Here is a 26676-nt window from a genome sequence, read left to right on the forward strand (position 1 = left end):
CCCGCTCACCCCGGCTGGGCCTGGGCCGCCTGGCCGCTGGCCGCCGGCGCGGCCGGCGTGGACGCTGGTGTGGCCGCCCCAGGCGCGCCCGGCCCATCCGGCGTCTTGGTCCGGTAGGTGTCGAGGAAACTGCGGAACAGGTCGATCTCGGCCATACGGGAGCGGATGGTGGCGACATCGGCCAGACCGGCGGCCTCCTCGGGCCGGGTCAGCACGCGGAAGGCCGTGGCGTCGCGGGATTTCTCCATGGCCGGACCGAAGGTCTGGCGCAGCTTGTCCAGGCCGGCGGTGTCGCGGGCCAAGGACAGGGCCACGGTGCGGTTCAGCACCAGCCCCGCCGTTTCCGCCGGCAGTTCCTGCCCGGCGGCGGGCGGCGGACCGATGACATCGCCCAGGGCGGCGGCGGCCACCGGCCATTGCTTCTCCCGCATGGCGATGTCGATGCGCAGCAGATTGGCCGGCCGTGACGTGTCGTTGGCCAGCAGTTGCAGCGCCTCGCCCCCCTTCCCGGTCTGGGACAGGGCGCGGGCGCGCAGCAGCCGGCGCTCGGCCATCAGGGCGGGCGGCAGATCGGCCGCCTCGGTCCGGTCGAGGGCCGACAGCGCCTCCTGCGGCCGGCTGTCCAGCAGGCGGATGCCGGCCAGCCGCGTCCCCACCTGGGACTTGTCCAGGCCGGACAGGCGGTTGTCCACCTGATACTCCAGCAGGGCCGCGGCCCGGTCCAGCAGATCGATCTCCACCAGCCGCTCGGCCAGCTTGCGGATGATGCGGTCGCCATCCGGTCCCGGCGGCGTCAGTTCGCGATATTGCTCATACAGGGCCAGCGCCTCCAGGGCCGGCATCTTGGCCGCCCCGTCCTTGGCGAACAGATCGACGAAGGTGTCGATCATCTCCTGGCTGATCTGCTTGGCCTCCGGCGTGTCCGGGAACAGGCGGACCGTGCGCTTCATGGTCTCGAAGGCCTGGACATAGTTGCCCGCCAGGGCATGCACCTCGCCGATACGGCGGTTGATGGCCAACTCCAGCCGGTCCTTGGCCCAGGCGAAGCGCAGGCTTTCCATGGTGGCCGCGGCGTCCTTGGGCGTGATCTTGCCCGCAGCCAGCTGCATGTCGGTCAGCGCCCATTTGGCCTTGGCCCAATAGAGCTGGTCGCGGCTGTCGATGGCGGCGGTGAAGGCCTGCTCGGCCTTGGCCTCGTCGCCCAGATTGCGGAAGACCAGACCACGCATGTACTGCACCGCCGCGGCCCGCGGCCCGTCGGCGGCCCCGCGGCGCATCATGGCATCCACCAGCAGCGCGGCTTCCTCGCTCTTGCCCTTCTGCAAGGCGGTTTCGGCGGCGGTCAGGGCGAAACGGGTGAAGAATGGCTCGGGATAGCGGGCCAGCAGATCCTTATACTTGGTGAACAGCGTCTCGGCCGTGTCCCAGTCGCCCAGGGCAGCCGAGGCCACGGCCTGCCACAGACCGGTATCCGGCTCGGCCGCCAGCAATGGCGTGCCCAGATCCCCCAGCGCGCCCACATAATTGCCGGTCAGCGCACGGGCGGCACCGCGCACGGCCAGGAACTCGGGCCGGCGGTCCATGTCGGGCTGTGCCTCCTGCACCAGCGACAGCATGCCCAAGGCTTCGTACCCCAGCCCGTTGGCCAGATAGAAGCGCGCCACCTCCAGCCGGCCGCGGGTGCGGTCCTGCTCGGGCTGGGCGATCAGCGCATCCCAGCGCGCCTGCCGCGTCTTCATGTAATCCGCCGGCGGCACCTGCCCCCAGCGGGCATAGTCCCACAGCCGGTCGGGCGCGTTCACCGGGGGCGGTGGATTGGCGATGGCCGCATCCGCCGCCGACGACAGGTGGAGGCCGCCGGGAACGGTCAGTTCCACCCCCTCGCGCACCGGCTGCACCAGCAGCGCGTCATCCAGGGGCCGGACGACGACACCCTGCAATGTCGGCAGGAACTGGGCCTCGGCATAACGCCGCGGATATTCCATGCGCTGGCCCGCCACCGGCAGCGGCACCACCCGCAGCCTGTCCCCCACCACCGGATCGGTGAAGGTCAGGACCTTTTCCGCCTCGTCCGCCTGCACCACCAGGCGCGCGCCCAGGGCGAAAGCCGGGTCCGGCGTCACCGTCAGATCGCCAGCGGCCGGCCCGGGGGCATCCCCCGGGCGGCGCAGGGTCACGGTCCAGAGCGTGCCGGTCCGCGTCACCCCGGCGGCCTGCATGGCCGGCATCAGCAAGCGGAAGCCCGCGCCGCCCTCCACCGCCACCGGCTCGATGGTCCCGCTGAATCCAGGAACCGAGCCGGCCGCCGGCGCGGTCGCGGGGGGAACCGGCTGGTCGAACAGGACATAGAGCCACCCCGCCCGCTCGAACACGGCGGCCGCGGCCGGCCCTGGCGGCTGGAACGGCAGCGCCAGACCCGGATCGACCGGCGCCGCCTCGACAGCGGCGGCGGGGGCCGGCGTCGCCGCCGGGGGCGGGGCCACACGGACGGCGGATGGCGGCGGTACCTTGGATGCCGCCTCCTTGCCCGGCGCCGTCTTTCCCGCCGCAGTCCTCGCCGGCGCATTGGCCGGTGCCGCATTGGCCGGCGCCGTATTGGCGGAAGCCTGGGTCTCGGGCGCCAGAGGGGTCGGCGCTCCCGCCGCGGCCGGCCCTGCTGGTGCCCCCCCTGCCGGCGCCCCTCCTGCTGGCGCCGTGCCCGGCTGGGCCGGGGCTGCGCCCCGCATCTGGTACAGGGGCGCCCCCTCGGCCTTGCGCCGGGCATCGGCCTGCCGGGCCTGGGCTGCCTGCGCCTGCCGGGTCGGCTGCCCTTGCTGGGTCGGCTGCGCCTGACCTTGCTGGGTCGGCTGCGCCTGACCTTGCTGGGTCGGCTGCGCCTCCGGGGGCTTGCCCGCGGTGGTCGGCATCGCCGCCTTGGGCGCGTCCAGAACATCGACCACCACACGGGTGCCGGCGCGCAGGTCGCGCAGCTGCGCGCCCTCCGGCACCGTGAAGCTGACCGCAAGGCCGCCCTCGTTGCTGGCGCTCAGGCCGGCGATGCGGGCGGTCCGGGTCTTCAATGCCGCCCGCAGGTCGGCGCTGGCGGTCGTGCCGGGGAAGCGGACCGTCACCCGGTTGCCGCTGCGCTCGACCCGGTACTCGACGCTGCGCGGCCAGTCGAACACCAGCCGGTTATGATCGGCATGGATACCGGCCCGCACCGCCACCGCCGCAGCCGGCCCCGCGGCCGCGGCGGGCGCAGCCTCCTGCGCGCCGACGGGCACCGCCAGCATCAGCGGCGCCGACAGGGCCACCAGCAGGGCAATGGGGGCAGTCAGCGGTCTCATCGGCCGCTCCCATGCGCACGCACGATCAGGTCGACACGCCGGGCCTGGGCCATGGCCGCCACATCGGCCGACGGGCCGAACCGGCCGTCGCCATGGCCGCGCAGGGTGATGTCGCGCTCATAGCCCGCCTGCCGCAGCAGGGCGGCGACACTGGCGGCACGGGCCAGGGACAGGTCCCAGTTGGAGATCCAGCGGCTGCCCGCCGGGGTGGGATCGGCATGGCCGACCACGTCCAGCGCATTGCCCACCGTCCCGGCCACGCGGCCCAGCAGCCCCAGCACTGCCGCCCCCTCGCCCGACAGCTCCGCCGCGCCGGGGTCGAACAGCAGATCGGCGGGCAGCGACAGCACCAGCCCTTCCGGCCGGCGCTGCACCCGCACCGCGGCCAGATCGGGCGTGCGGCGGATCTGCGCCTCGACCACGCGGCCGAGATAGTCGAGATCCACCACCCGGCCGCGCTCCAGCCGCTCGACAGCGAAGGCGGCATCGGGCGGCTCGGCTCCGACGCCGGATGGCTGGACCGCGGCGGGAACCACCGGCACCAGGGACCGGATGCGGTGGGGATCGGGGTCCCGCATGGCATAAAGCATGACGAAGAAGGTCAGCAGCAGGCAGATCAGGTCGCAGAAGGTCACCAGCCAGGCCCGGCCGGCCGGTGTGTCGCCACCGGGGACCAGGGCGGTCAGGGGACGGAACCCGGTCATGGCATCCCCCGCTCGTCCGATGCCGGTCCGGCCACCGCGTCCACCGGATCGGCCGCCGTTTCGATGCGGAACAACAGCCGGACCCGATCGGGCGTGCCGCGCTCGATGCCCACCGACAGGGCGCCGTCCGGCGCCCCCATGCCGGTCACCGCCCGCGCCAGCACGCCGGCACGGCCGATCAGCGGCTGTGGATCGCCGTCCGTCGCCAGCAGGAACTCGCCCACCACCTGGACGCCGGCTTCGCGCCGGAACAGCACGGTGGCCATCCGGTGCAGCAGACCCGTGCGGGACGGCAGGATGCCGCTCCCGTCCGCCGTGTACAGGCTGCCGGCCGGCAGGGTCAGGGCCAGCGTGTCGCCGCGGCCCGCCGCCTCCACCTTGGCCAGGGGAATCTCGGCCCGGATCAGGTCGCCCAGGCTGCGCAGTGCCGCCACCGCCTGATCCCGCGCGGCCCGCCGCCGGGAGTCTCCATCGGCATCGCGCCCAGCTTCATTCAGGGCGAAGGCGGCTTCGACGCTGCGGCGCACGGCCCCGGCCTTGTCCTGCCGCGGCACGGACAAGGCGTTCAGCAGCATGAAAAAGGCCAACAGCAGGATAAAGACCGACAGATACAGCATCAGGCTGCTCGATCCGTCCCCCTCCTGCGCGCGTGTGGCCCTGGCCGACATTCATCCTCTATGAACTACGGGCGTTCCTGGTGGAGCCTGGGATCAGTCGAACAGCGAATCGATGAAGGACTGGTCCACGCCCTGGCCGTGGATCTGCGGCCCGTTCAGCAGGAAGGCGTCCTCCTCATCCTTCTTCACTTCCTTGATCACGTCGGGATGGCGGCGCTGCACCTCCTCGCCCATGGCCAGCAGCATGGCCTCGACCTTGGCCTCGATATGCTTCAGCGCCCGCACCACCTTGGAGATGCGCTGGCCGGTAATGTCCTGGAAGTTGCAGGCTTCGTAGATGTTGGTGGTGATCTCCATCACCTTCGACGCCTGATCGGGCGAGAGTTCGCCGGCCAGGGCCATCATCCGGTCGCAATTGTCCATGATGCGGTTGGTGGCGGCCTCGGTGTGCTCCACCACCGCATCCAGCTCGTCGGTGGCACGGGGAATGTGCTCGGCATGGATGTCGGCCGGGTGCAGCTCGGCGATTTCACGCTTGGCGTTGTTGATGTAGCGCGCCAGCGCCTCCAGATCGGCGAACAGCTTCACGTCATAGGCGGTGATCTCACCGCCCATGGAGGCCACGACGGAGGATACGATCTCCGCCACTTCTTCCCGCGTCAGCGGCTGGCGGGCCTGGGTCCGGGCGGTATCCAGGCGCTCCTGGAGCACGGGGTCGGCAGCGGTACGCAGCATGCATCACCTGTTCACACGCAGACGCGGGAATGCCCGCAGGATCTAGCCAATCGGGAGAGCCCTACATAGCATCTAGTCCGGCACGTTGGGCAGCTTCTTCCGTTCCGCCAGGAGGATAGTGACCTCCTGGGCGCGGGCGCTGCTCATGGCCGCCAGGACAGGGGCCGCCTTGCTCTCCTTCATGCGGCTGATGACATTCAACAGCACCGGCATTTCCAGGTCGTTGAAGATCTTGGCGGCCTCGACCGGCTTCATCGTCTCGTAGATCTTCACCAGACTGTCCAGCTGCGACTGCTGGTCGGCATTCAGCTGCAGCAGCAGGCCCTGGATCTCCTTCCGCAGGGTCTGCAGCTCGGCGATCTTCTGGTCGAAGCGGCTTTCCGCCGCGGCCAGCATGGCCTCGCGCTGGTCAAGCTCGCGGGCGCGCTGGTCCAGCTGCTCGCGCCGCTCCTGCAGCCGTTGCAGCAGTTCCACCTCGGTGGGGGTGAAGGTCTGGCCGGACTTGCCCTCCGGCGCGGCCGGCTTGGCGGCCCCGTCCTTGGCCCCCTCTTTGGACGCCGCGTCGGCGGGCGCCGGCTCCGCCTTGGCCGGCTCAGTCTTGGCCTCGGCCACCTGCACCGGCATGGTCACCGGCACCGGCACCGGGGCCTCGGCCAGCCCGCGGATGGGTGGCGTCTCCGCCTCGGCGGTAGCACCGGCGAAGACCGCCCCAGTGGTCAGCGTCGTCCACACATCCCCGACCTTGGCCCCCAGCAGCAGCACGGCGGCGAAGATGGTGGCCGGCAGCAGCCGCGGCCGGAACGAGCGGGGCGCCCGGACCGGGCGCCTGGCCGCGGGCCGCGCCGCGGCTTGCTTGCGCACGGCAGGCTTGGCGCCGGCCGGCTTGGTTCCCGTCGGCTTGGGGGCCGTCGGCTTGGGGCTGGCGGCGCCCGGACCGGCCGGCCGCACGGCGGACCGGGGAGCGCCGGCGTCCGCAGGCGCCTTGGGCGGGGCGGCGGTGGCGTTCATGGCCGCAGATTCTCCATGGCCTGCAACAGGTCACGCTCGGCCTTGGACCGGGGCTCAGGCCCCGCAGCGGCGGGGCGGGTCGCCTGCAACGGGGCGGCGGGCGCAGCGGGCCGGGGGGCGGCGGCCGGAGCGGGTGCCGCCTGGCCCTGCCGGGCGCGGCCGGAGGCGGTCTCCAGCCGGTCGGCCAGCACGTCGGCGGCCTGCACGATGATCTCCAGCTCGTCCTTCAGGGTGCGGGCCCGCTGGATCATGGCCGACAGGGCCTCCCCCGATTCGGCGGCGGTCTTCTTCATGCCCTGGACGCTGGCGTCGGCCTGGGCCGTGGACTCCGCGAACTCACGCACCAGCCCCTCCAGCTCGCTGCGGCTGTCCTTGACGGCCGACAGCTGCCGGCTGAGCCGCAGGGCGAAGATGATGGTGGCGATCAACAGGCCGATGACGACCAGGTTCAGCACAATGGACACGATGCCGGGAATCATGGCGCCTGCTCCGGTTTGGGCGCTTCGCGGTCGATGCGCACGGCGATGTTGCCGCCCTTGCGGCCCATGCGGCCCAGGAACATGGGCACATCGCCGCAGCGCAGCTCGATGGTGTCGTCGGGGGCCACGTTCAGCAGCACGCGGCTGCCCACGCGCCAGGCCAGCACCTCGTTCAGCGGCAGGACGATCTCGTCCAGCACCGCCGACAGATGCACATCGGTCTGCCACAGCTCCGACGCCAGATGGGTTTCCCAGATGCTGTCACGGCCGAATTTCTCGCCCATGAACATCTGCAGCAGCAGCTCGCGCACCGGCTCCAGCGTGGCATAGGGGATCAGCAGTTCCAGCCGGCCGCCGCGATCCTCCATGTCGATGCGCAGCTTCACCAGCACGGCGGCATTGGCCTGCCGGGCGATGGTGGCGAAGCGGGGATTGGTCTCCAGCCGGTCGAAGCGGAAGGTCACCGGCGACAGCGGGTCGAAGGCGGCCGACAGGTCCGACAGCACCACATGCACCATGCGCTCCACCAGGTTGCGCTCGATGGTGGTGTAGGGCCGGCCCTCGATGCGCATGGCCGCCGTGCCGCGGCGCCCGCCCAGCAGCACGTCGACGATGGAATAGATCAGGGCGCTGTCGATGACCATCAGGCCGTAATTGTCCCACTCCTCCGCCTTGAACACGGCCAGCATGGCCGGCAGCGGGATCGAGTTCAGGTAATCGCCGAAGCGCACCGAGCTGATCTGGTCCAGCGACACTTCCACGTTGTCGGACGTGAAGTTGCGCAGACTGGTGGACATCATGCGGACGAGGCGGTCGAAGACCACCTCCAGCATGGGCAGGCGTTCGTAATTGACCAGCGCCGAGTTCACCAGCGCCATGACGCCGGTATTGTCGCCGTCGCCGGCGCCGTCGCTGTCGAAGCCCAGAAGGCTGTCGATCTCGTCCTGGTTCAGCACGCGGGTGGCGCCGCCACCTCCGCCGCCGCCCAGCTCGAAATCGTCGCCGCCGGCGCCTTCATCGGCCATGGCCGCCCATTCGGCGGCCATGCGTTCCTCTTCGCTGAGTTCCTCGGGTCCGGCCATGGCTCAGTCCCCGGTGCCGGGCTGGATCAGTGCGGGCTGGATCATTGCACCAGGAACTCCTTGATCAGCACATCCTTCACCTTGGCCGGCTGCGCCGCCAGGTTCACCCGCATCAGCAGTTCCTCCCGCAGCCGGTAGAGGCCGGCCGAGCCGCGCAGATCATCCACCCGCAGTTCGCGCAGATAGACCTGGAAGGCATCGTTGATGCGGGGCAGCATGGTGTCGATCTGGGCCGAATCCTCGGGACGCGACAGCTCCAGCGTGATGCCCAGCTTCAGCAGCGTTGTCCGCTTCTCGCCGGTGTTGAGGTTCACCAGCACGTCGGGCATGTCCTTGAACAGCGGCGGGCCGGAATAAGGCGGCGGCTCGGCCGGGGCATGCGCCTCCTCGGCATGTGCCTCCTCCTCATGCTTGCCCATGAGCTTGTCGAGGATGCCGGTGAAGAACACGGCGGCACCACCGCCCAGCAGCAGCAGCAGGGGCAGGACGACGAACAGGACGATCTTCTTGCCGCTGAATTTCTTGCGCGGCAATTCCTGTTCCGTGGAGCCACCGCCCTCGGTATCGATCGCCGTCATCGGACCGCTGCCCCTTCCCCGAAATGCCGGAAGCCCCGCCTGCCTCCCTACGTCCGCGGTACCACTAATCATGTGACGGTTAACAAGGCGTTTCAACAGTTTCCGGCAACCGCTGCAAAGAGGGGGCAGGCCGCCGCCGGCAGCCCCCGGCCCGGCTTGGCTGGCGCGACCGCCGCGGCCCCGGCCAAGCCCGCTTACCCCGTCCGGAGATTGATGCTACCGTTCGTCACGGCCGGCGGCACGGACCAAGGGGACGAACCAGGGCACGGTACGAACCAGAGGGAGCGTCATGGGGAGCCAGAGGGTGTGGAACCGGCGGCGGTCCCGACGGTCTCGGGATTGGCAGGCCGAAAACCGGCCGTGCCGGAACCCGCGGACGGCTGTTTCCTCCCCATGGCGCCGCCCCCCCAGATCATGCTCAGCGCTGTGACGGACCACTGCCGTGACTGACGCCCCTGCCCTTGTGGCCCCGCCCGCACCCCGGTCCCCGGCGGAGATCGACGGTGCTTGGGACGAGATGGTCACCGGCGGCGGCGGCGTGCGTCCGCACTGGCTGCGCTTCCTCAGCGCCCATGGGCCGTTCACCGCCGAGGCCCTGGCCGAGCGGTGGGAGGCGGCACGGCGGCTGCTGTTCCAGAACGGCGTGACCTACACGGTCTATGCCGGCGGCGGCGAGCGGCCCTGGCCGCTGGACCCGTTGCCGCTGCTGCTGCCGGAGGAGGAATGGCAGGCGCTGGCGGCCGGCCTGCGTCAGCGCGCCCGCCTGCTGGAGGCGCTTCTGGCCGACCTCTACGGCCCGCAGACCCTGGTCCGCGAGGGCGTCATCCCCCCGGTCCTGCTCCATGCCGATCCGGGCTTCCTGCGGCCCTGCCATGGCCTGCCGGCCGTGGGCGGCCTGCGGCTGCCGCTGCTGGCCGTCGATCTGCTGCGCGGCGGCGACGGCGCCTGGCGCGTGCTGGCCTGCCGCACCCAGGCTCCGGTGGGGGCCGGCTACGCGCTTGAGAACCGTGCCGTGCTGAGCCAGACCCAGGCCGATTCGTTCCGGGCCTGCAACGTTGACCGGCTGGCCCCCTTCTTCGAACAGTTGCGCCAGACCCTGGCCCGCATCGCCCCGCGCCGCTCAGGCCCGGACGGCGCCCCCCGCGCCGTGCTGCTGACCCCTGGCCCCTACAACGAGGCCTATTTCGAGCATGCCTATCTCGCCCGCTGGCTGGGGCTGACCCTGGCCGAGGGCGCGGATCTGACCGTGCGCGACCAGGCGCTCTACCTCAAGACCCTGGCCGGGCTGGAGCGGGTCGATGTGGTGCTGCGCCGGGTCGATGATCTCTATTGCGACCCGCTGGAGCTGCGGCTGGACAGCACGCTGGGCATTCCCGGTCTGGTCCAGGCCGTGCGGGCGGGAACGGTGGCGGTGGCCAATGCCCTGGGCTCCGGTCTGGCCGACAGCCCGGCCCTGTTGAGCCGCACCGCCCCCCTCTGCCGCCGGCTGCTGGACGAGGAGCCGCTGCTGGCCGATGTCCCCACCCTCTGGGGGGGCGATGCCGACGGCCGCGCCGGCCTGCTGGCCGGGCTGGACCGGCTGCTGTTCCTGCCGGCCTTCTCCGCCGCCCGCACCGGCCCGCCCCTGTTCGGGCCCGACCTTTCCGCCGCCGGGCGCGCGGCCCTGGCCGCGGCCATTGCCGCCCGTCCGCAGGACTGGATCGCCCAGGCGCCGCTGCCGCCCTCCACCGCGCCGGTCTGGCGCGAGGGTCGGGTCGATGCGCGGCCGCTGGTGCTGCGCGCCTTCCTCTGTGCCCGGGAGGAGGCGGACGGCTGGGACTGGCAGGTCATGCCCGGCGGGCTGGCCCGCATCAGCGCCGACGGACGCCATGCCGCCGTGTCTCTGCAACAGGGGACCGGGGCCAAGGATGTCTGGGTTCTGGGCAGCGGCACGCCCCTGCGCCGCCGCGACGGCGATGCCCAGCGCGATCCCGCCCCGGTGGCCGGCGACCTGCCCAGCCGGGCCGCCGACCATCTGTTCTGGGTCGGGCGCTATGCCGAGCGGGCCGACGGCGCCGTGCGTCTGCTGCGGGCCGCGGCGGCCCGGCTGGCCGATGACAGCCGGCCGGGCGCCCAGGACGCGCTGGTGCCGCTGCTGCGCCTGCTGGGCTGGTCGGGCATGGTGCCCCTGGCCGTCACCGATCTGGCCCTCAGCGATCAGCCCGGCGCCGACGGGGTGCGCGCCATGCGGCAGGCCCTGCGGATCGTCGCCGATCCGCAGAATCCGGGTGGGCTGCACGCGGCCATCGGCCATCTGCGGCGGGCCGCCGTCAGTGTGCGCGACCGGCTGCCGCCGGACGGGGCGCGGCTGCTGGCCGTGGCCGAGGCCCAGCTTGCGGGGTTGCAGGCCGGCGATGTCGCCGGGCTGCAGCTGGCCCTGGATGATCTGGCCGCCACCCTGGCGGCCCTGGCCGGGCTGGAGCTGGACGGCATGTCCCGCGGCCCCGGCTGGCGCTTCCTGGTGCTGGGCCGGCGGCTGGAACGGGCCATCGCCCTGGTCGGGCGCTTCCAGGGCTGCGGTCTGACCCACGCCGCCCCCCCTCTCCTGGGACGGACCCTGGTGGCGACGCTGGAGGTGCTGCTGGAGCTGGCCCAGGCCGGACCCGCCTATCGCGAGCGTCATCCGGCCGGCCTGCGGCGCGAGCCGGCGCTGGCCCTGCTGCTGGCCGATGCGGAGCATCCGCGCAGCCTGCTGTTCCAGCTGGAGGCCATGGAGCGTCAGCTGGCCCGCCTGCCCGAGGCGCCGGCCCAGGCCGCCGACCTCAGCCCCACGGCCGTGGCCCGGTCCCTGCTCCAGGCCGGCCGGACGCTGGCCACCGATCCCGACGCGGCCCGCGACCCCGCGGCCCTGGCCCGGCTGGTGGAGCGGCTGAGCCGGTCCCTGCCCGACCTGTCCACCCTGCTGTCCCAGGCCTATTTCGCCCATGCCTTCGCCCGCCCGACCTGACGGCCCCGCCGCCGCACCGGCCCGACCGGACACGCCGGAGACCCACGGGCCGCTCCCGCCGGCCACGGGCGCGCCCGCCGAGGCCGGGCCGGGGGCCGCCTATCGCTGCCGCCACATCACCCGCTACAGCTATGCCGAGCCGGTGACCGGCAGCCAGCTCATCGCCCATCTGGCCCCCCGGCCGCATCCGCACCAGCGCGGCGGCATCGCCCGGCTGCTGGTGGAGCCGGCACCGGCGGTGGCCGTGGACCGGCTGGACTGGTTCGGCAATCCCGTCACCTATGCCGCCATCGACACACCCCACCGCAGCCTGACGGTGACGGCGGAGCTGGAGATCGCGGTGGCGGCGCTGCCCCTGCCCGACCCCGCCGCGACCCCGCCCTGGGAGAGGGTGGCCGCCGCCGCGGCAGCCGCCGCGGAGCCGGTGGAGTTCCTCCAGCCCAGCCCGCTGGTGCCGGTGCCCGATACCGCCCTGGCCGCCGCCCTGGCCGACTTCACCGCCCCCAGCTTTCCGCCGGGCCGGCCGGTGCTGGCGGGGCTGCTGGACCTGACCCGGCGCATCCAGGCCGAATTCACCTTCGAGACCGGGGTGACCACCCCCGGCACTCCGGTGGCCGAGGTGCTGCGCCTGCGCCGGGGCGTGTGCCAGGACTTCGCCCATCTGATGATCGCCGCCCTGCGGCGGCTGGGCCTGCCCGCCCGCTATGTCAGCGGCTATCTCCGCACCCTGCCGCCGCCGGGGCAGCCGCGCCTGGTGGGAGCCGACGCCAGCCATGCCTGGGTCCAGGCCTGGTGCGGGGAAGCGCCGGGCTGGATCGACCTGGACCCCACCAACGGCCGCCCGGCCGACACCGACCACATCACCCTGGCCTGGGGCCGGGATTACGACGATGTCTGCCCCCTGCGCGGCGTCATCCTGGGCGGCGGTGTACAGACGCTGGAGGTCAGCGTCGATGTGGAGCCGCTGGGCTGAAGCCCGTCGATGGCGGGAAAACGCCCCATCGCCGGACACCCGATTCCATGCCGAGATTTCGCTCGCCTGACACAACGAAAAAGATATAATAATAAGATATATGCAACCGATCCGGAGTCCTGCGGATCCGCTGGCACGGACAGGGAAGGAACCGAGACATGCCGTATATCCTGACCCCCGCTCAAGACACGATGGCCATTGCGGAACGGGAATTTGGGACCTCATCCCCCCAGGTGCAGTTCACGCTTTTCACCTCCTGCATCGGCGTGCTTTCGCTGCGGAACGGTGCCGTGACCGGCGTTCATCTCTCGATCACCGCCGAGGACGGGACGCTGTTCGACGATGCGGCAGCGAATCAAGTGGCCCAGATCATCGGCCAATGGGATCAGATCAAGGTGATCGGCCGCATCGATTATTGGGAGAACCCGGCAAACGGCGTGACTGCGGCCTTTAACAATATGCTTCAGCTCCTGGGGGTCCCGCCGGACAATCTCTACCAGTTGGCCGATGGCATCTATGGCGGCGAAGACGACGGCGGCACACTGGAGATCACCTACTGACCAGGCGGTCTGCGCCGCCAAGCCGCCGGTGCAGACCGCTGATGCAGACCGCGGAAATGGAAAGGTCGCACCGGCTGCCCGGTGCGACCTTCGCCCGTCCGATCACCCGGCGCCCCTCCGATCACCCGGCGGGCGGCCGGGGCGGCCAATAGCTTGTTCTGCCCGCAGGCCTTCAGGACGTTGCTGGACCCGGCGCATCCGGGCCGAATTCACCGTCGAGACCGGGGGCACCAGCCCCGGTACCCCTGTGGCCGCGGTGCTGCGCCTGCGCCAGGGCGTGTACCGGGACTTCGCCCCTCTGATGATCGCCGCCCTGCGGCGGCCTGCGCGCCCGCGATGCCAGCGGCTCTCCCGCCCCCTGTCCGCACGCCGCGCTGCTGTCCGGCGCCGGCTTGGAAAAGGCCCCGGATGGGGGGGCAGACAGGGAAGATTTAAAGGGACAAGCGGCACCCGGTTATTCCCTTGCTAAACGTCGGCCAAGGAGAGACAGAGGAAACACCTTCCTTTTCGGCGCCGGAGAGCACCGCGCGAATGAACCAGGCGGACCCTCCCTCCCCCTCGACCGCAGAGATCCGGCAGCAGCTAGACCGGTTGCGGCAGAGCGTCGCGTTCGCCGGATCGGAACGCCTGGTGGCGTTTCTTGACTTCGTGGTCGAGGAGACCCTTGCCGGCCGGGGGGCGCTGCTGAAAGAAACGGTCATCGGCAACGCGGTCTATGGCCGCCAACCGCCCTACGATCCCCGCATCGACTCCACCGTGCGCGTGGAGGCACGGCGGCTCCGCGGCAAGCTGAAGGCCCATTACGCCGGCGAAGGACATACCGATCCCGTCGTCATCGACCTGCCCACCGGCCGGTATACCCCTCGGTTTTCCCTCCGGGCCGGATCCCCATCGCCGCATGATCCGATGGGGGAGAAAGGCGCCATCTTCGAAAAGGGGCGCGGCGCGGCCGTTGCCGTCATGCCGTTCCACGCCTTGTCCGCCGACCCGGCGGATGAGACCTTCGCCGACGGTCTGACCGACGAGTTGATCTTCACCCTGGGCCGGGTGCATGGCTTGCGCATCACGTCGCGCAGCATGGCTTTTCAATACAAGAACAAGCCCCCGTCCCTGACGGACCTGGCCCGCGAACTCGGTGTGGATGCCGTCCTGCAGGGAACCGTGCGGCGCGAAGGCGACATGCTGCGCGTCACTGTCGAGCTTTCCAATCCTCAGGGCTTCGTCATGTGGTCGGACCGTTTCGATGCGCCGGGGCACGAACGGATGCGCCTGCAGGAACAGATCGCCATAACACTGTCCAGCCGGGTCCGCCTGGACAGTTCCCAGATCCGCGCCCAGCGGGCCGGACCCGGACCTGAAGCGCTGGATGCCCATGCCAGGATTTACCGCGCGCGGCAACTGCTGGATCAACAGACCCCGGCGACGCTGCGGGAAGCACTGGAGATCTTCACCGAGGTCAGCCTCTCGACCTCGGATTACGCACGCGGACATTCGGGCATTGCCGACTGCCAGTGCGACCTGTTCCGCCTGGGACTGACCGGCCGTGATGACGCGGCTTCGATCGCAAGGCAGGCCATCCGCCGCGCGTTGGAGATCGACCCGCTTTCGGTCGAGGCGCGGACCGCCCAGGCCACCGTGTCCGCCTGGCTGGAATGGGACCGCGATGCCGCGCAGCGATACTTCCAGGACGCCATGTCCAAGGGCGGGACCGCGCGCACGGCGCGGCTGTTCGGCGTGCATCTGACCTATGTGGAACGCCATGACGAGGCCGCCCGGCTGTTCCGCGATGCCAGGGCCATGGAACCGTTTTCCGTGCAGCAGGATATCGCCGAAGCCGTCAGCCATTATCAGGCGCGGCGGTTCCGGCTGCTGACAGACGTGACACCGCGCGCCGCGCCGCCGGAAGTTCTGGTTCATATCGCGCTTGCTCATCTGTTCGGCGGTACACCAGAGGAAGCACGCCGGCTGCTGCCGGACCTTCCCCAAACCCTGGGTGAGTTCCCGCACCTGGCCCTGGCCCATGCCGAGATCCTGGCGTGGCTGGGTGATGAGCCGCCACCGGTGCCGCCGCCGGACGCCAGTTGGTTTGCCAGGGCGACTCTCGCCGCGGCCCGGGGCGACGAAACGGGCTGCCTTGATGCCCTGGAAGCGGCCATAGCCACACAGGAGCTTCCGGCGGTGTGGATGCGGACCGACCCCCGGTTCGACCGGCTGCGCCCCACGCCCCGTTTCAACACCCTGCTGGACCGCGTGGCGCCATCCGCCTGAAACCCCGGCCCTCACAGTTAGTCCGCGTCAACTCACATGTCCGGCCGTGGTCCGCCTTATAGAGTGCCGGCCATCGGGGCTGACGGCTGAGGGCGAAGCATTGTGACGCGGTCGGTTTGGAACAAGGGGATAGCGGCGGCGGGCGTGCTCGGGGCGCTCGCCGTCCTTCTGTGGCTGGCGACCCGCCCGCCGCCGCTGACCATCCAGGGAGAGGTTTCGGCGGATCGGGTCGACATCAGCGCGCGCGTGGCCGGCCGGGTCGTGCGGCTGGCGGCCGATGTGGGCGAGACGGTGGAGAAAGGCGCGCTGCTGGCCGAGCTGGAAAGCCCGCAGCTGGTGGCCGCCCTGGGGCTGGCCCAGGCCGCGTTGTCCGTGGCCAGGGCCGATCTGGAGCGCGTCGACAGCACCCGCCCTGAAACCATTGCCGCCCGGCGCGCCGAACTGGCGGCGGCGGAAGCCGAAATCGTGCTGAACCGCGAAGCCTATAACCGGCAGGCCCAGCTTGTGCGCACGGGCAACACGCCGCAAGCGAAGGTGGACGAGGCCACCCGCAACCTGGAGACCTCCATCCGCAGGCGGGAGGCGGCACAGGCGGCCTTGCGCCTGGCTATCACCGGGGCCAGCGCCGAAGAACGGGCCCTGGCCGCCGCCCAGGTCAAGCAAGCCGAGGCCGCGCTCGACCAGCGGCGCGTGGATGTGGCCGAACTGACCATCCGCGCCCCCTTTTCGGGGCAGGTGACCACCCGCGTGGCCGACATCGGCGAAAATTTCAGTGCGGGCGCCCCCATGATCTCGCTGGTGGACATGCAGCACGCCTGGTTCACGTTCAATCTGCGCGAAGACCTGCTGAAGGGCGTCCAGATCGGCGACATTCTGCATGTCTCCGTTCCCGCCTTGGGCGGCAAGACCATTCCCGTGCGGGTAACGGTCATCAATGCCCAGGGCCAATACGCGACCTGGCGCGCGACCCGCGCCACGGGCGATTTCGACCTGCGCACGTTCGAAATCCGGGCGCACCCCACCGAGCCGGTGCAGGGGCTGCGTCCGGGCATGAGCGCGATCGTCGTCTGGCCGGACAGGAGACCCTGACATGCCCGCGCATCGGCGGGGGTTCTGGTGCGTGTTCTGGCGCGAACTGGGGTGGCTGCGCCGCCGCCGGCTTCTGGCGGGACTGGCGGTGTTCGTCCCCCTGACGCTGCTGGCCCTGCTGACCGCCATCTTCAGCGCCGGCATCGCAACCCGCCTGCCCATCGGCGTGCTCGACCTGGACGGCTCGCCCCTATCGCGGTCCCTCATTCGCATGGTCGATGCCGCGCCGGATACCGAGGTGGCCCTGCGGGTGTCCGACCTCGGCGACGGACGAAACGCCATCCTGTCCGGGCGCATCCACGGCCTGCTCATGCTGCCCCGCCATATCGAAAGGGATGTCCAGGCCGGGCGGCGGCCCGAGGTGGTGTTCTTCTACAACACCCAGACCATGACCACCGGCAACCTCGTGCTGCGGGCGGTCAATGCCGCCGTGCCGGCCGCCGCTGCCGGACTCCGGCTGAGCCTGCGCACAGCCCAGGGGCAAGATACGGACCTGGCGCAAGCGGCCCTGTCGCCCATTCCGGTCCAGGTCCATGCGCTGTTCAATCCCACCCTGAATTACGCCCATTTCCTGCTGGCCGCGCTGCTGCCCGCCGTGCTGCAGGTGGTGGTGGTCACCGTCACTGCCTATTCCGTGGGGCTTGATGTGGAGACGCCGCACCGCCTGCACATCCTGCACCGGCTGGGCGGCGGATTGTGGCCGGCACTGGCGGGCAAGGTGCTGCCCTACACATTTCTGTTCCTGATGGTCCTGGGCCTGTCGGACTGGGTTCTGTTCGGATGGCTGGGACTGCCGCTGCGGGGCAATGGCGCCCTGCTTCTGGCCGGCAGCCTGCTGTTCATCCTGGCCGGCCAGCTCATCGGCATGCTGCTGGCCCTGGTGCTGAGGCCCATGGCCAGCGCCGTCAGCATCGGCACCCTGCTGATGGCACCGGCCTTTGGCTTCATGGGGGTGGGCTTCCCGCGCATGGGGATGAATGGCTTCGCCCAGGGCTGGGGCATGGGGTTGCCGGGAACCTGGTATCTGCTGGCCCGGATCGATCAGACCATACGCGGCGCGCCCGCAGCCTTGTCGTTGAAGCCTCTCCTGATCCTGGCAGCCTTCGTGGTCGCCTTGTCGGGTCTCATCGCCTGGCGACTGGAGGCCATGCGCGCCCGGCGCAGGAGGACGGCATGAAGGCGGTCTATCGGGCGTTTCTCCACGAATTCGGCCGCATCTTCACTGTCAGGCCGGCCTTTGCCGTGCTGGTGGTGGCGGCGGCCATCTATGCCGCCTACTATCCCCAGCCCTACGTCAACGAAGCGCTGCGCCGTGTTCCCATCGCGGTGGTCGATAGTGAAGACACCACCGCCAGCAGGGAACTTGCCCGGCGTGTCGATGCCACCGCCGACGTGGCCGTCGCCTTGCTCTTCCCCGACATGGCCAGCGCCGAACGCGCGGTCTTTGCCCGCGATGTCCATGGCATCCTGTTCATTCCCAAGGACTTCGAACGCAGTCTGCTGCACGGGCGGGGATCGCCGGTGGCGCTGTACGCCGATGCCAGTTATTTCCTGGTCTATCAGCGCATTTCCCTGGCGGTGACGGCGGTCGCCTGGACCATGGGGGTGGAGATTGAAACCGCCCGGCTCATCGGGGCTGGCATTGATCCGGTACTGGCGGCGGCGGCCTCGGATCCGTTGCCGCTGACCGCCGTGCCCTTGTTCAATCCTCAAAGCGGCTACGCCACCTACCTGCTGCCCGCCGCCTTCGTCCTGATCCTGCAGCAGACGCTGCTCATCGGTGTGGGGCTGCTGTCCACCCTGCCCGACCGTCCCGCCGCTGCGGGTGCAGCGGCCACCGTGCTGGGCAAGCTCCTGGCCTACACCGCCCTGGAAGCGCTCGTCATTCCCGCCTATCTGGTCATCCTTCCCGCGCTCTATGGCCTGCCCCGGCTGGGATCGCTCATGACCATTCTGATCATGGCCCTGCCGTTCGTCCTTGCCGTCGGCGCCCTCGGCCTGCTCCTGGCGGCCCTGTTCCGCAACGCCCTGACCGTGCAGCTGGCGATGGCCGCCCTGGGGTTACCCCTGTTCTTCCTGGCCGGCTTTTCCTGGCCGGCGGAGGCCATGCCGCAAACGGTCCAGATGCTGTCGCTGCTGATACCCAGCACATCCGCAATCGACGGTCTGGTCAGGATTGCCCAGATGGGCGCTTCGCTGTCCCAGGTGGCACGCCCGCTGCTGACCCTGAGCGGGCTGGCCGTCCTCTACGCCGCGGCCGCCCTGGCGCTGGAGTCCCGGCGCAGGGGTACGCGGACCGGCCGCTGATGCAGGCCGCGGAAACAGGAAGGGCGCACCGGCCGCCCGGTGCGCCCTTCACCTGTCCCATCGTCCAGAGGCCGGTCAGGCCGCCTGGGTGGTGACGGCCTTGTTCTGCTCGCGGGTCTTCAGGAAGCGGATCTCGGGGAAATCCTCCTGGGCGCGGTTCAGCTGCCAGCCATTGCGGGCCAGATAGACCAGGGCGCCGTCATGATCCTCGGCCATGTCGGCGCGGCGGCTGTCGATGAAGGCCTTCAGCCGCACCGGGTCCTCGCACTCCACCCAGCGGGCGGCATCATAGCCGGCGGTCTCGAACTTGGCCTTCAAGTCGTATTCGGCGTCCAGCCGGGCGGCCAGCACCTCGAACTGCAGCGGGCCGACGACGCCGACGATCCAGTCGGCACCGACGACCGGCTTGAACACCTGGCTGGCGCCCTCCTCGGCGAAATGCTCCAGCGCCTTGCGCAGATGCTTCACCTTCATCGGGTCGTCCAGGCGCACGCGCTGCAGCAGTTCCGGCGCGAAGCTGGGCACGCCGGTATAGCGCAGATCCTCGCCCTCGGTCAGCGTGTCGCCGATGCGCAGCGAGCCATGGTTGGGGATGCCGATGATGTCGCCCGGCCAGGCGTCCTCGGCCAGCTCGCGGTCGCGGGCCAGGAACAGCACGGCGTTGTTGACCGCCAGCAGCTTGCCGCTGCGCATGTGCTTCAGCTTGGTGCCGCGCTTGAAATGGCCGGAGCAGAGCCGGAAGAAGGCGATGCGGTCGCGGTGGTTGGGGTCCATGTTGGCCTGGACCTTGAACACGAAGCCGGTGACCTTGCCCTCGCCCGGCTCGACCATGCGGCCGTCGGCCTTCTGCGGCCGCGGCGGCGGGGCATATTCGGCCAGGCCCAGCAGCAGCTCGCGCACGCCGAAATTGTTGATGGCGGAGCCGAAGAACACCGGGGTCTGGTGCCCCTCGCGATAGGTTTCCAGGCTGAAGGCCGGGCACAGCTCGCGCACCATGGCCACGTCCTCGCGCAGCTTGGCCGCCTGATGCGCCGGGATCAGCTCGTCGATCTTGGGGTCGTCGATGCCATGGCACTCGATGCCCTCGCTGGCCACGTCGCCGGCGCGGCGGTCCATCAGGATCAGCCGGTCGCGGATCAGGTCGTAACAGCCGCGGAAATCCTGGCCCGAGCCGATGGGCCAGCTGGCGGGCGTCACCTCCAGCTGCAGGTCGCGCTCGATCTCGTCCATCAGCTCGAACGGGTCGCGCGCCTCGCGGTCCATCTTGTTGACGAAGGTGGCGATGGGCACGTCGCGCATGCGGCAGACCTCAAACAGCTTGCGCGTCTGGCTCTCGATGCCCTTGGCGGCGTCAATGACCATGACGGCGCTGTCCACCGCGGTCAGGGTGCGGTAGGTGTCCTCGGAGAAATCCTCGTGGCCCGGTGTGTCCACCAGATTGAAGGTGCGGTCGGCATAATCGAAATTCATCACCGACGCGGTGACGGAGATGCCGCGCTCCCGCTCCACCTTCATCCAGTCCGACCGGGCGCGCCGCTGCTCGCCGCGGGCCTTGACCGCGCCCGCCATCTGGATGGCGCCGCCGAACAGCAGCAGCTTTTCCGTCAGCGTGGTCTTGCCGGCGTCCGGGTGCGCGATGATCGCGAAAGTGCGGCGCTTCTCGACTTCGGCGTCAAGGATATTGGCGGGCATGGCGGGATACTCGGCAGGATGTTGACTGAACGGAACAGGAGTCGGCGCGGTTTTACCGGATCATCCGCCGCGGGTCACGCATGCAGGTGATCCATGCGGACGGGGGCGGACCCGCAGGCCCGCCCCCGTCCCCATCGCCTGGAAACGCCCCCGGCCGGCGCCGGCCGGAGGCTGTCCCTGATCTCAGACGCCGGTGCCCTTGCCGCGGCGCAGCGGCTGCGCGCCGCCGAAGGGGCGGCGTTCATCGTCGCGGCGCGGACCGGCGCGGAAATCCCGGTCGCCCCGATGGCCCTCGTTGCGGTTGGCATGGCCCTTGTGCGGGCCGGCCTTGTGGCCGTGCGGACGCTCGCGCCACTCCACCGGACCGGCATCGGACGACCAGCCGCCGCCATGACCCTGCGGCTCAACGCCCTCCTCGCGCGGACGGCGCGGCCGGTCGGCCTGGAAGCCGTCGCGGGCCGGACGCTCGCCCCAGGGCTTGCGCTCGCCCTGCGGCCGCTCGCTGTAGGGACGGTCGCCATGGGGACGGTCGCCATGGGGCCGCTCACCCTGCGCAGGGTCGCCACCGGCGGCGAAGCGGTCATCCCGGCGCGGACCGCCCCGGAAGCCGCCGCCGTGACCACCGCCGTAGCCGCCGCCATAGCCGCCACGGTTGCCGCCGAACGGCTTGCCGTAGCCGCCCTTGCCGAAGGGCTTGCCGCCCGGCGCGCGGGGACCGCGCTCCGGCTCCGGCAGCGGCTCCAGGCCCGGCAGGGTGTGCAGCACTGGCTTCTGGCCGGTGTACATCTCGATGGCGCGGACCAGATTGCGGTCGGTGCGGGTGAACAGGCTGTAGGAGGTGCCGGTGGCGCCGGCACGGCCGGTGCGGCCGATGCGGTGGACATAATCCTCCGCCACCTTCGGCAGGTCGAAATTGATGACGTGCGTCAGGTCGGAAATGTCGATGCCGCGGGCAGCCACGTCGGTGGCGACGATGACATTGACACGGCCGTCGCGCAGCCACTGCACCACACGGTTACGCTCGCGCTGCTGCATGTCGCCATGCAGCGGCATGGCGGACAGGCCCTTTTCCGACAGCTCGTCGGCCAGCCGGTCGGCATCGCGCTTGGTGGCGGTGAAGACGATGCCCTTCTGGAAGGCCTCGTCCTGCAGCAGACGGTCCAGCAGCTTGTGCTTGTGGTCCAGCCCGTCGGCGCGCAGCCAGCGCTGGTCGACCTGGGTGGTGACCACGGCCTTGCCGGCCACGTCCACGCGCACCGCGTCCTTGGTCAGGGTCGCGGCCAGCCGCTCGGCGGTGCGGTCCAGGGTGGCGGTGAACAGCAGGGTCTGACGCTCGGCCGGGCAGGCGGCGGCGATCTGCTCCACCGCCTCGCGGAAGCCCATGTCCAGCATGCGGTCGGCTTCGTCCAGCACCAGCACCTCGACGCAGGTCAGGTCGATGCGGCCGTTCTCCAAATGGTCGATCAGGCGGCCGGGCGTGGCGACCACCAGGTCGGCACGGCGGCGCAGCATCTCGATCTGGGCGCGGTAGGGCATACCGCCCAGCACCGTGCCGGTGTGGATGCGGTGGTACTTCGACAGGGCCTTGACGCTCTCCAGCACCTGGCTGGCCAGCTCACGGGTGGGGGTCAGCACCAGCACCCGCGGCCCCCAGGAGCCGGCGGCGCGCGGGGTGGCGGCGATGCGGGACAGGGACGGCAGCACGAAGGCCGCGGTCTTGCCGGTGCCGGTGTTGGCGGAGGCCACCACATCCCGGCCCTCCAGGGCGGCGGGGATGGCCTGGGCCTGGATCGGGGTCGGCGCGGTGAATCCCAACTCCTCCACGGCCTTCAACAGCGGGGACGGAAGGGCGAGATCGGAAAACAGAACGGTCAAGCTGACGAACCTTCATCGGGCATGCGCGCCCGCCGCCGTCCCGGGCGGAACGGTGGGGTGGGCGCACAGGATGCGGCGGCGCCGGAACGGCACCGTCGCGGTTGCGCAGGAGCGGCTTGTCTTGTTCGGAGAGCGAAGGGCAGCACTGCCGGGAAACGGCAGGCGGCAAACACGACCCGACTCAATCACGGGGCGTTTGCTGGGGTGGCGACAACGCGCCACCGGGGGCCCCTCTGCCACTCGGTACGGGGCCTAGATAAGCGGGCGGACGCCGCCTTGCCAGAAGAATCAACATCATGTCTGTGCCGCGCCGGGCGCAGGGCGGCGGCGGCACGCCGGAACAAGGGGGCAAGCGTGCAGAAAAAGGCCCGCGGAAAACCTGTCCCGCGGGCCCGTCCCTATGCCGATGGCCAATCCCGGCCTCAGCCGAGGTCCTCGACCTCCGACGGCTTCACCGCCTGCACGTCCCAGATTTCGCGCGCATATTCCAGGATGGTGCGGTCGGAGGAGAACCAGCCCATGCGGGCGGTGTTGAGGATGGCCTTGCGGGTCCATTCCTCCTGGTCGCGATACAGCTCCACCGCCGCCGCATGGGTGTTGCAGTATTCCTCGAAATCCGCCGTCACCAGGAAGGGGTCGGCGGTATAGAGGCTGTCGACGATGGGGCGGAAGCGCTGCGGATCGTCGGCGGAGAAGACACCGGACCCGATCATGTCCAGCGCCCGCTTCAGGCGCGGATTGGTGGCGATGACTTCCCGCGGCTGGAAGGCCCCGCCCTGCTTCAGCTCCGCCACTTCGGCCGCGGTCAGGCCGAAGATGAAGATGTTCTCCTCGCCCACATGCTCGCGGATTTCCACATTGGCACCGTCCAGCGTGCCGATGGTCAGGGCGCCGTTCAGGGCCAGCTTCATGTTGCCGGTGCCCGACGCCTCCATGCCGGCGGTGGAGATCTGTTCCGACAGATCGGCCGCCGGCATGATCAGCTCGGCCTGGCTGACATTGTAGTTGGGCAGGAACACCAGCTTCAGCCGACCGCGCACGGACGGGTCATGGTTGATGACCTTGGCGATGTCGTTGGCCAGCTTGATGATCAGCTTGGCCTGGTGATAGGCCGGCGCCGCCTTGCCGGCGAAGATCTTCGTCACCGGCACGAAATCGCGCGTGGGGTTGTCGCGGATCTCGTTGTACAGGGCCACCGTCTGCAACAGGTTCAGCAGCTGGCGCTTATATTCGTGGATACGCTTGACCTGCACGTCGAAGATGCTGTCGACATTGACGTCCACCTGCACATGCCGGGCGATGTAGGCCGCCAGCCGCTTCTTGTTGAAGCGCTTGGCCCGGCGGAATTCCTCGCGGAACACAGCGTCGTCCACACGCGGGGCCAGGGCCTGCAACTGCTCCAGATCGCTGACCCAGCCGCTGCCGATGCGGCTGGTGATCAGCTTGGTCAGCATCGGATTGGCCTGATGCAGCCAGCGGCGCGGGGTGATGCCGTTGGTCTTGTTCAGGATGCGGTCGGGGAACTCCTGGTGGAAATCGGCGAACACCGTCTGCTTCATCAGTTCGGTGTGCAGGGCCGACACGCCATTGACCTTGTGGCTGCCCAGGAAGGCCAGGTTGCCCATGCGCACGCGGCGGTCGCCGTTCTCGTCGATCAGCGACAGGCGCTGGACATGACCCACATCGGGGTTGCGCTTGATGCGGTTCAGGAAATGGGCGTTGATCTCATAGATGATCTGCATGTGGCGCGGCAGCACGCGCTCCATCAGCCGCACCGGCCAGGCTTCCAGCGCCTCCGGCAGCAGGGTGTGGTTGGTATAGCTGAAGGTGCGGTTGGTGATGTCCCAGGCCGCCTCCCAATCCAGCCCGTGCTGATCCACCAGCAGACGCATCAGCTCGGCGATACCGATGGCGGGGTGCGTGTCGTTCAGCTGGATGGCCGCCTTCGCCGGCAGCTCGTCGAAGCCGGTATGGTGCTGCATGTAGCGGCGCAGGATGTCCTGGATCGACGCGCTGGTGAAGAAATACTCCTGCTTCAGCCGCAACTCGCGCCCCACCTCGGTGGCGTCGTTGGGATAGAGCACGCGGGACAGGTTCTCCGACAGCACCTTGCCCTGTACGGCCTTGAGGTAGTCGCCCTCGTTGAAATGGCCGAAATTGAAATCGCTGGTGGCCCGCGCCGACCACAGGCGCAGCGTGTTGATGGTCTCGCCGCCGAAGCCCACCACCGGGGTGTCGAAGGCCATGGCATGGACCTTGTCGGCATCGACCCAGCGATAGCTGCTCTTGCCGCTGGCGTCGCGCACCTCCTCGACCCGGCCATAGAACTGCACGGGATACAGCACCTCGGGCCGCGCGAACTCCCAGGGATTGCCGAAGCGCAGCCAGTTGTCGGGGTACTCCACCTGCCAGCCATGCTCGAAGCGCTGCTCGAACAGGCCGTATTCATAGCGGATGCCATAGCCGATGCCCGGCAGGTTCTCGGTGGCCAGGCTGTCCAGGAAGCAGGCGGCCAGACGGCCCAGGCCGCCATTGCCCAGGGCGGGGTCCGGCTCCACATCGACCACATCCTCCAGGCGGGCGCCCATGCCGTCCAGCGCCTCGCGGCAGGCCTCGACCAGGCCCAGATTGGCCAGGTTGTTGGTCATCAGCCGCCCGATGAGGAATTCCATACTGAAGTAATAGACGCGCTTGGCGTCCCGGGCATAGACGGCGCGGGTCGTGTCCATCCAGCGGTCGACCACACGGTCGCGCGTTGCCAGGGCGGCGGTGGTGAACCAGTCCCGCCGTGTGGCGGACGGCACGTCCTTGCCCACGGAATAGACCATCCACTCAATGAAGGACCGCTTCAGCGCATCCACATCCAGCGCCTTGCGTCCGATCTCGCGTGTCTTGTACCGAGCGTCCATCGCGACTGTCTTTCCGAAAAGGGGTTCGGACCGAAAAGGGGGTCGGCGACCCCGCCCTTCCGACCGGACGCGTCCCAGGAGAGACCGCGCCCGACCGACCCGGGCCATACTGGCCCCGGATCTGGTTAACGTTCCTTTGCTTTAGCGCGTTTTCAAGGCGCTTGTCTTGCATCGGGCGCCAACGGGCAGGCCGGAGCGGATTGCCGGCACGCTCCGGCCCGGCCGCCGCGTCCGCATTAACATGCCTCAGTTGCAGAATGCGACACATCCTCGCACAGAATCCGCGAGAACACACGCTTCCGGAACTTACCCATCCATTTTCCCGGGGAAAGGTAAGTTCATCCGTTTCTTCGTCCCGCTCATTCCGATTCTTTGTGCGGCATCGGAACAACACCCAGGCGCCCCCGTTCATCAGACAGCGGCACCCAAGCCGTACAACTTCCGGGACCGGATCTGTCCCGATCGCGCGTTCCGAAGTGACCGGGAGGCAACAATGCACACCGTGACGGAAGGAACCGTTTTCCTGCCACAGCATCCGATGGGGCTGACCGCGACCAGCGTGGCGGACAGGATGCCGCACCCGGCTGCTGGTCTCTGACCCGCAAGGGACCACCCCGCTTCCATTCCCGGCATGACCTCTTCCGGCGGACGGCCCAGCCGCGCGCCATGGGAAAGGTGTGCCCGAGCCCTGGCTGACGATCCCGCAATCATGGAGCCGGAACAATGGCTTACTCTTTCTCTGATGAACTGATCGGCTGCATCCCCGCGCTGCACCGCTATGCCTGCAAGCTGACCCGCGATGCGGCGGCGGCCGAGGACCTGACCCAGGACTGCATCGCCCGCGCCCTGTCGCGGTCACATCGATTCGAACCCGGCACCAACATGCAGGCCTGGCTGACCACCATGCTGAAGAACCTGCATTTCAACAATCTCCAGCGCGAAAAGCACATGACCAAGGTGGAGTTGTGGGACCATGCCGCGGCGGTGGAGGCCACACAGATGTCGCGTCTGGTCTGCCGCGACGTCGACCGGGCCTTCCAGTCACTCACCCCGTGCCAGCGCAAGGTGGTCAGGCTGGTGGCGATCGAAGGGCGGCCCTACCAGGAAGCGGCCGAACGGCTCAATGTCTCCATCGGCACCATCCGCTCCCGCCTGTGCCGCGCCCGGGAACGGCTCAACACCATGATGGCGGCCTGATCCGGATTGTGGCGCGATCAGGATCGGCGGCCCGGTCCGGTCAGCGGCACCCCGATGGACATAATTCCTATTTTATGATGTTCTGCTCCCAGCACTGCCGCAGGCCCGTCGGGGACGCCTGCCGCGGTGCTGGGGTCTTGGAAAGGTGAAGATAAGGACCAGGATGGACTGCACCCCATCATTGAGACATGTCGCAAAAGCTACAGCATGGTTTCCGCCACCAGTGCCGCCCGGCCGGGCGGCACTGGTGGTTCGTCCTGTGCCTCGAACTCCACCGGGCTCAGGTAGTCG

19 protein-coding genes are annotated in these 26676 nt (G+C 69.7%); 8 read left to right on the top strand and 11 right to left on the bottom strand.

The features are described 5' to 3' along the window. Positions 1-5 precede the first annotated feature (5 nt). From DK368_RS02940 to DK368_RS02975, 8 genes are all read right to left on the bottom strand, one after another. Complete coding sequence (locus tag DK368_RS02940; RefSeq protein ID WP_114392031.1) at positions 6-3326, bottom strand: tetratricopeptide repeat protein; 3321 nt, start codon at positions 3324-3326, stop codon at positions 6-8. Continuing rightward, entirely contained in the window at positions 3323-4030 is a 708-nt protein-coding gene (locus tag DK368_RS02945) for an OmpA/MotB family protein (RefSeq protein ID WP_114392032.1), read from the bottom strand. Before DK368_RS02945 ends, DK368_RS02940 begins: the two co-directional genes overlap by 4 nt. Then, positions 4027-4698, bottom strand: a complete 672-nt coding sequence (locus DK368_RS02950) for a hypothetical protein (RefSeq protein ID WP_155524452.1) — start codon at positions 4696-4698, stop codon at positions 4027-4029. Before DK368_RS02950 ends, DK368_RS02945 begins: the two co-directional genes overlap by 4 nt. 42 nt (positions 4699-4740) lie before the next feature. Further along, positions 4741-5382: a protein phosphatase CheZ gene (locus DK368_RS02955; protein WP_114392034.1), complete on the bottom strand. Its 642-nt coding sequence runs from the start codon at positions 5380-5382 to the stop codon at positions 4741-4743. Between the two features lie 72 nt (positions 5383-5454). Beyond that, on the bottom strand, positions 5455-6390 hold the full coding sequence (locus tag DK368_RS02960) for a hypothetical protein (RefSeq protein ID WP_114392035.1): 936 nt from the start codon (positions 6388-6390) through the stop codon (positions 5455-5457). Continuing rightward, positions 6387-6869: a DUF6468 domain-containing protein gene (locus DK368_RS02965; protein WP_114392036.1), complete on the bottom strand. Its 483-nt coding sequence runs from the start codon at positions 6867-6869 to the stop codon at positions 6387-6389. Before DK368_RS02965 ends, DK368_RS02960 begins: the two co-directional genes overlap by 4 nt. Beyond that, positions 6866-7951 carry a flagellar motor switch protein FliM gene (fliM, locus tag DK368_RS02970; protein WP_114392037.1) on the bottom strand — a complete coding sequence of 362 codons (1086 nt, stop codon included), beginning with the start codon at positions 7949-7951 and terminating at the stop codon, positions 6866-6868. Before fliM ends, DK368_RS02965 begins: the two co-directional genes overlap by 4 nt. Positions 7952-7992: 41 nt before the next feature. Then, positions 7993-8529, bottom strand: coding sequence for a flagellar basal body-associated FliL family protein (locus tag DK368_RS02975; protein WP_114392038.1), 537 nt, complete (start codon positions 8527-8529; stop codon positions 7993-7995). A gap of 442 nt (positions 8530-8971) precedes the next feature. On the opposite strand from DK368_RS02975, the gene DK368_RS02980 reads away from it, so the two are divergent. From DK368_RS02980 to DK368_RS03010, 7 genes are all read left to right on the top strand, one after another. Further along, entirely contained in the window at positions 8972-11515 is a 2544-nt protein-coding gene (locus DK368_RS02980; RefSeq protein ID WP_155524453.1) for a circularly permuted type 2 ATP-grasp protein, read from the top strand. Continuing rightward, complete coding sequence (locus DK368_RS02985; protein ID WP_114392040.1) at positions 11493-12488, top strand: transglutaminase family protein; 996 nt, start codon at positions 11493-11495, stop codon at positions 12486-12488. The genes DK368_RS02980 and DK368_RS02985 overlap by 23 nt, the downstream gene beginning before the upstream one ends. A gap of 158 nt (positions 12489-12646) precedes the next feature. Beyond that, positions 12647-13048, top strand: coding sequence for a hypothetical protein (locus tag DK368_RS02990; protein WP_114392041.1), 402 nt, complete (start codon positions 12647-12649; stop codon positions 13046-13048). A gap of 462 nt (positions 13049-13510) precedes the next feature. Beyond that, positions 13511-15316: a TPR end-of-group domain-containing protein gene (locus DK368_RS02995; RefSeq protein WP_155524454.1), complete on the top strand. Its 1806-nt coding sequence runs from the start codon at positions 13511-13513 to the stop codon at positions 15314-15316. Between the two features lie 144 nt (positions 15317-15460). Beyond that, entirely contained in the window at positions 15461-16405 is a 945-nt protein-coding gene (locus DK368_RS03000; RefSeq protein ID WP_240002305.1) for an HlyD family secretion protein, read from the top strand. 1 nt (position 16406) lies between these two features. Continuing rightward, positions 16407-17582: an ABC transporter permease gene (locus tag DK368_RS03005; RefSeq protein ID WP_114392044.1), complete on the top strand. Its 1176-nt coding sequence runs from the start codon at positions 16407-16409 to the stop codon at positions 17580-17582. Next, positions 17579-18712, top strand: a complete 1134-nt coding sequence (locus DK368_RS03010) for an ABC transporter permease (protein WP_114392045.1) — start codon at positions 17579-17581, stop codon at positions 18710-18712. Before DK368_RS03005 ends, DK368_RS03010 begins: the two co-directional genes overlap by 4 nt. Before the next feature lie 75 nt (positions 18713-18787). On the opposite strand, the gene DK368_RS03015 is transcribed toward DK368_RS03010, so the two are convergent. From DK368_RS03015 to DK368_RS03025, 3 genes are all read right to left on the bottom strand, one after another. Further along, positions 18788-20404, bottom strand: a complete 1617-nt coding sequence (locus DK368_RS03015; protein ID WP_114392046.1) for a peptide chain release factor 3 — start codon at positions 20402-20404, stop codon at positions 18788-18790. A 183-nt stretch (positions 20405-20587) separates the two neighbouring features. Beyond that, entirely contained in the window at positions 20588-22279 is a 1692-nt protein-coding gene (locus DK368_RS03020) for a DEAD/DEAH box helicase (RefSeq protein ID WP_205028006.1), read from the bottom strand. Between the two features lie 422 nt (positions 22280-22701). After that, entirely contained in the window at positions 22702-25188 is a 2487-nt protein-coding gene (locus DK368_RS03025) for a glycogen/starch/alpha-glucan phosphorylase (protein ID WP_114392047.1), read from the bottom strand. A gap of 723 nt (positions 25189-25911) precedes the next feature. Here DK368_RS03025 and DK368_RS03030 point away from each other — a divergent pair. Further along, positions 25912-26385: a sigma-70 family RNA polymerase sigma factor gene (locus DK368_RS03030; RefSeq protein ID WP_114392048.1), complete on the top strand. Its 474-nt coding sequence runs from the start codon at positions 25912-25914 to the stop codon at positions 26383-26385. Positions 26386-26676 lie beyond the last annotated feature (291 nt).

Source organism: Oleisolibacter albus (genome assembly GCF_003336875.1).
In the GTDB taxonomy this organism is placed as follows: domain Bacteria; phylum Pseudomonadota; class Alphaproteobacteria; order Azospirillales; family Azospirillaceae; genus Niveispirillum; species Niveispirillum album.

Coding starts and splice junctions, on each gene's coding strand:
- DK368_RS02940 (WP_114392031.1), bottom strand. CDS start 3,326: ATGAGACCGCTGACTGCCCCCATTGCCCTGCTGGTGGCCCTGTCGGCG.
- DK368_RS02945 (WP_114392032.1), bottom strand. CDS start 4,030: ATGACCGGGTTCCGTCCCCTGACCGCCCTGGTCCCCGGTGGCGACACA.
- DK368_RS02950 (WP_155524452.1), bottom strand. CDS start 4,698: ATGTCGGCCAGGGCCACACGCGCGCAGGAGGGGGACGGATCGAGCAGC.
- DK368_RS02955 (WP_114392034.1), bottom strand. CDS start 5,382: ATGCTGCGTACCGCTGCCGACCCCGTGCTCCAGGAGCGCCTGGATACC.
- DK368_RS02960 (WP_114392035.1), bottom strand. CDS start 6,390: ATGAACGCCACCGCCGCCCCGCCCAAGGCGCCTGCGGACGCCGGCGCT.
- DK368_RS02965 (WP_114392036.1), bottom strand. CDS start 6,869: ATGATTCCCGGCATCGTGTCCATTGTGCTGAACCTGGTCGTCATCGGC.
- fliM (WP_114392037.1), bottom strand. CDS start 7,951: ATGGCCGGACCCGAGGAACTCAGCGAAGAGGAACGCATGGCCGCCGAA.
- DK368_RS02975 (WP_114392038.1), bottom strand. CDS start 8,529: ATGACGGCGATCGATACCGAGGGCGGTGGCTCCACGGAACAGGAATTG.
- DK368_RS02985 (WP_114392040.1), top strand. CDS start 11,493: ATGCCTTCGCCCGCCCGACCTGACGGCCCCGCCGCCGCACCGGCCCGA.
- DK368_RS02990 (WP_114392041.1), top strand. CDS start 12,647: ATGCCGTATATCCTGACCCCCGCTCAAGACACGATGGCCATTGCGGAA.
- DK368_RS03005 (WP_114392044.1), top strand. CDS start 16,407: ATGCCCGCGCATCGGCGGGGGTTCTGGTGCGTGTTCTGGCGCGAACTG.
- DK368_RS03010 (WP_114392045.1), top strand. CDS start 17,579: ATGAAGGCGGTCTATCGGGCGTTTCTCCACGAATTCGGCCGCATCTTC.
- DK368_RS03015 (WP_114392046.1), bottom strand. CDS start 20,404: ATGCCCGCCAATATCCTTGACGCCGAAGTCGAGAAGCGCCGCACTTTC.
- DK368_RS03025 (WP_114392047.1), bottom strand. CDS start 25,188: ATGGACGCTCGGTACAAGACACGCGAGATCGGACGCAAGGCGCTGGAT.
- DK368_RS03030 (WP_114392048.1), top strand. CDS start 25,912: ATGGCTTACTCTTTCTCTGATGAACTGATCGGCTGCATCCCCGCGCTG.